Source organism: Paraburkholderia sp. EG304 (assembly GCF_046543485.1).
Taxonomy (GTDB): domain Bacteria; phylum Pseudomonadota; class Gammaproteobacteria; order Burkholderiales; family Burkholderiaceae; genus Paraburkholderia; species Paraburkholderia youngii.
On record NZ_JBKGUA010000144.1, the window covers coordinates 1 to 4,316 of the forward strand.

The window sequence follows — 4,316 nt, forward strand, 5'->3', positions numbered from 1 at the left end:
CCGCGCGCGCCGCGCCGATGTTGGCGTTGGCCGACAGCAGCACGTGCTCGGCGGCCATCACGTCCGGTCGCCGCAGCAGCACGTCGCCCGGCACGCCGGCCGGCAGCGGACGCACACTGGCCACGTCGGTCACCTCGGCCTGCGGCAGCAGGGACGCATCGATCGGCCCACCGGCCAGCAGCACCAGCGCATTGCGGTCCTGCGCGACCTGCCCGGCAAAGCGCGCCACATCCGTGCGCGCGGTCTCCACCAGGGTACGGGTCTGGCTCAGTTCCAGCGCCGAGGCGCCGCCGAGCTGACGACGCGCCTCGGTCAGGCGCAGCGAGTCTTCATAGGTCGCCAGTGTCGCCTGGGCGATCCGCAGCTGTTCGCTGTCGGCGCCCAGGGTCAGCCATGCGTTGGCCACCTCGGCGACCAGCGACAGCTGCGCACTGCGGCGGTTGGCCGCTTCGGCGAAGTACTGCTGCAGCGCGGCCTGGCTCAGATTGCGCACGCGCCCGAACAAATCCAGTTCGAACTCGACCACGCCGAGGTTCGCACTGAACTGCTCGGTCACCGGGGCATCGCCGCCACTGCGGGTCATCTGCCCCTGCACGCCGATGGCCGGCACGCGATCGGCGCGCTGGATCCGGTACTGCGCCCGGGCGCGCTCGACATTGAGCACAGCCACGCGCAGGTCGCGATTGTTGTCCAGCGACTGGGTGATCACCGCCTGCAGGCGCGGATCGACGAAGAAGTCGCGCCAGCCGATGTCGGCGACATCAGCCGTTGCGGTCTGCGCCCCAGTGGTGGCCGTGCCCGGCCACTGCGAGGGAATCGCCGGGGCGACTTCGGTACTGCGCGGCTCCAGGCTCGAGCAGCCGGACAGCACCAGGCTCACGGCCAGCGCCAGGCTGGCCATCATGGGCTTACGCATCGGAACCTCCGGCGTTCTTGCCGTACTTCTTGCGATTGAACACGCGCTGCACCACCACGAAGAACAGCGGGATGAAGAACACACCCAGCACCGTGCCGACCAGCATGCCGCCGAGCACGCCGGTACCGATGGCCTGCTGTGCGCCGGAACCGGCACCCGAGGCGATCGCCAGCGGCAGCACGCCCAGGCCGAAGGCCAGCGAGGTCATGATGATCGGGCGCAGACGGTCACGCACAGCGTGCATCGTCGCCTCGATCAGGCCGGCGCCCTTCTCCAGGTTTTCCTTGGCGAACTCCACGATCAGGATCGCGTTCTTGCTGGTCAGGCCGACCGTGGTCAGCATCGCCACCTGGAAGTAGATGTCGCGCTCCATGCCCCGCATGGTGTTGGCCAGCACCGCACCGAGGATGCCCAGCGGGGCCACCAGCAGCACCGAGGTCGGCACGCTCCAGCTTTCATACAGCGCGGCCAGGCACAGGAACACGATCAGCAGCGACAGCGTGTACAGCAGCGGCGTCTGCGAACCGGCCTGACGTTCCTGGTAGGACAGCGCGGTCCACTCGATGTCGAAACCGGCCGGCAGCTGCTTGGCCAGCTTCTCCACTTCGTTCATCGCATCGCCCGAGGCCACGCCCGGGGCCGGCTCGCCCTGGATCTCCATCGCCGACACGCCGTTGTAGCGCTCCAGGCGCGGCGAACCGTAGTCCCAACGCTGGCTGGCGAAGGCCGAGAACGGGACCATCTCACCGGCGGTGTTCTTGACCGACCACAGGTTGAAGTCTTCCGGGTTCATGCGGAACGGCGCATCGGACTGCACATACACGCGCTTGACCCGGCCACGGTCGATGAAGTCATCGATGTAGCTGCTGCCCCAGGCCGCCGCCAGCGTCGTGTTGACCGCCTCCAGCGACAGGCCCAGTGCGCTCGCCTTGCCGACGTCGATGTCGATGCGCAGCTGCGGGGTGTCTTCCTGGCCATTCGGGCGCACATTGGCCAGCAGCTTGCTCTGCCCGGCCATGCCGAGCAGCTGGTTGCGTGCGTCCAGCAGCGCTTGATGGCCGGCACCGCTGGTGTCCTTCAGGAAGAAGGTGTAGCCCGAGCCGATGCCCAGTTCCGGCATCGCCGGCGGCGGGAAGGCGAAGATGAAGGCGTCCTTGATCCCGCCCAGCGCGGCCATCGCACGGCCGGTGATCGGCATCGCGCCCTGGTCCGCATCGCGGTCCTTCCAGTCCTTGAGCTTGACGAAGGCCATGCCCGCGTTCTGGCCCATGCCGGCGAAGCTGAAGCCCTGGACCGAGAAGATCGACTCGATCGCGTCGGCCTCGTTCTCCATGAAGTGCTTTTCGAGCTTGTCGATCGATTCCAGCGTGCGTTCCTGGGTGGCACCGACCGGGGTCTGCACCAGCGCCATCAGGATGCCCTGGTCTTCGTTGGGCAGGAACGAGCTGGGCAGGCGCATGAACAGCAGGCCCATCACCAGCGCCAGCGCGGCGAACACGCCCATGAAGCGCCACGGACGGCCGAGGATGCCGCGCACGCCACGCTGATAGCCATTGCTGGAGCGGTCGAAGCCGCGGTTGAAGGCGTTGAAGAAGCGGCCGGACCAGCCCTTGTGGGCCACGTGGTGCTCGCCCTTCTTGAGCGGCTTGAGCATGGTCGCGCACAGCGCCGGGGTCAGCACGATCGCGACCAGCACCGACAGCGCCATCGCCGAAACGATCGTGGCCGAGAACTGGCGGTAGATGACGCCGGTGGCACCGCTCATGAAGGCCATCGGCACGAACACCGCCGACAGCACCAGGCCGATGCCGACCAGCGCGCCGGTGATCTGGGTCATGGATTTGCGCGTGGCCTCCAGCGGCGACAGTCCTTCCTCGGACATGATCCGCTCGACGTTCTCCACCACCACGATCGCGTCATCGACCAGCAGACCGATCGCCAGCACCATCGCGAACATGGTCAGCATGTTCACCGAGAAGCCCAGCGCGGCCAGGATGCCGAACGTGCCCAGCAGCACCACCGGCACCGCGATCGTCGGGATCAGGGTCGCGCGGAAGTTCTGCAGGAACAGGTACATCACCAGGAACACCAGCACGATGGCTTCGATCAGGGTCTTGATGACGCCCTTGATCGAGACCTGCACGAACGGCGTGGTGTCATACGGCACCACCGCCTTCAGGCCGGCCGGGAAGTTCGGGGCCATTTCATCCAGGGTGGCGCGCACGCCGTTGGCGGTGGCCAGCGCGTTGGCGCCGGTGGCCAGGGTGATCGCGATACCCGAGGACGGCTTGCCGTTGTAACGGGTCACGAAGTCGTACGATTCCGCGCCGAGCTCGACCCGGGCGACGTCGGCCAGGCGCAGTTCGGCACCGTCCTGCGCGCTGCGCACGATGATGTTGCGGAACTGCTCCGGGGTCTGCAGGCGGTCCTGCGCGTTGATGGTGGCGTTGAGCTGCTGGCCCTTGATCGACGGCGCGCCGCCGAGCTGGCCGATGGCGACCTGCGCGTTCTGCGCGGTGATCGCGGCGATCACTTCGGCGGTGGACAGCTTGTAGGTGTGCAGCTTGTTGGGGTCCAGCCAGATGCGCATGGCGTACTTGCCACCGAACACCTGGATGTTGCCCACGCCCGGGACGCGGCTCAGCGGATCGACGATGTTGGAGCCGACGTAATCGGAGATGTCGTTGGCATCCATGCTGCCGTCTTCAGACACGAAGCCGAGCACCTGCAGGAAGCCGCTGCTCGACTTGGCCACGTTGATGCCCTGGCGCTGCACTTCCTGCGGCAGCAGCGGCATCGCCAGCTGCAGCTTGTTCTGCACCTGCACCTGGGCGATGTCCGGGTCGGTGCCGCTCTGGAAGGTCAGCGTGATCGTGGCCTGGCCATTGGAGGAGCTGTTGGAGGAGAAGTAGATCAGGCCATCCAGGCCCTTCATGTTCTGCTCGATGATCTGCGTCACCGAGTCCTCGACCACCTTGGCCGATGCACCCGGATAGCTGGCGCTGATCTCGACGGCCGGCGGTGCCACTTCCGGGTACATCGACACCGGCAGCTTGAGCACCGCCAGGCCACCGGCGAGCATGATGATGATCGCAATCACCCACGCGAAGATGGGGCGATCAATGAAAAAACGTGCCATGGAATTCTCCGGTTACTGCTGGGCGGCGGGAGCCGCCGGCGGGGCGGCCGGCTTGGCCGGGGCCGCGCCCATTTCGGTGGCCTGCACGGGCATGCCCGGCTGGATCTTCTGCAGGCCTTCGACGATGACCCTGTCACCGGCCTTGAGCCCGTCTTCCACCAGCCATTTGTCGCCGAGCGAACGGCTGACCTTGACCTGCCGCACTTCGACCTTGTCGTCCTTGCCGACCACCATGGCGCGGGTATCGCCCTTGGGATCGCG

At 66.9% G+C, this 4,316-nt stretch carries 3 protein-coding genes; all 3 read right to left on the reverse strand.

Annotated elements, in window-relative coordinates:
- Positions 1-916: efflux transporter outer membrane subunit (locus ACLFKU_RS42470; RefSeq protein ID WP_410853221.1), on the reverse strand; the 916-nt coding region annotated here is incomplete at its 3' end.
- Positions 909-4,055: a multidrug efflux RND transporter permease subunit SmeE gene (gene smeE / locus ACLFKU_RS42475; RefSeq protein ID WP_410853222.1), complete on the reverse strand. Its 3,147-nt coding sequence runs from the start codon at positions 4,053-4,055 to the stop codon at positions 909-911. The genes ACLFKU_RS42470 and smeE, both read right to left, overlap by 8 nt.
- A gap of 12 nt (positions 4,056-4,067) precedes the next feature.
- Positions 4,068-4,316: HlyD family secretion protein (locus ACLFKU_RS42480; protein WP_410853223.1), on the reverse strand; the 249-nt coding region annotated here is incomplete at its 5' end.

Bases quoted from the DNA above. Each gene is read 5' to 3' on its own strand.
- smeE (WP_410853222.1), bottom strand. From the start codon at position 4,055: ATGGCACGTTTTTTCATTGATCGCCCCATCTTCGCGTGGGTGATTGCG.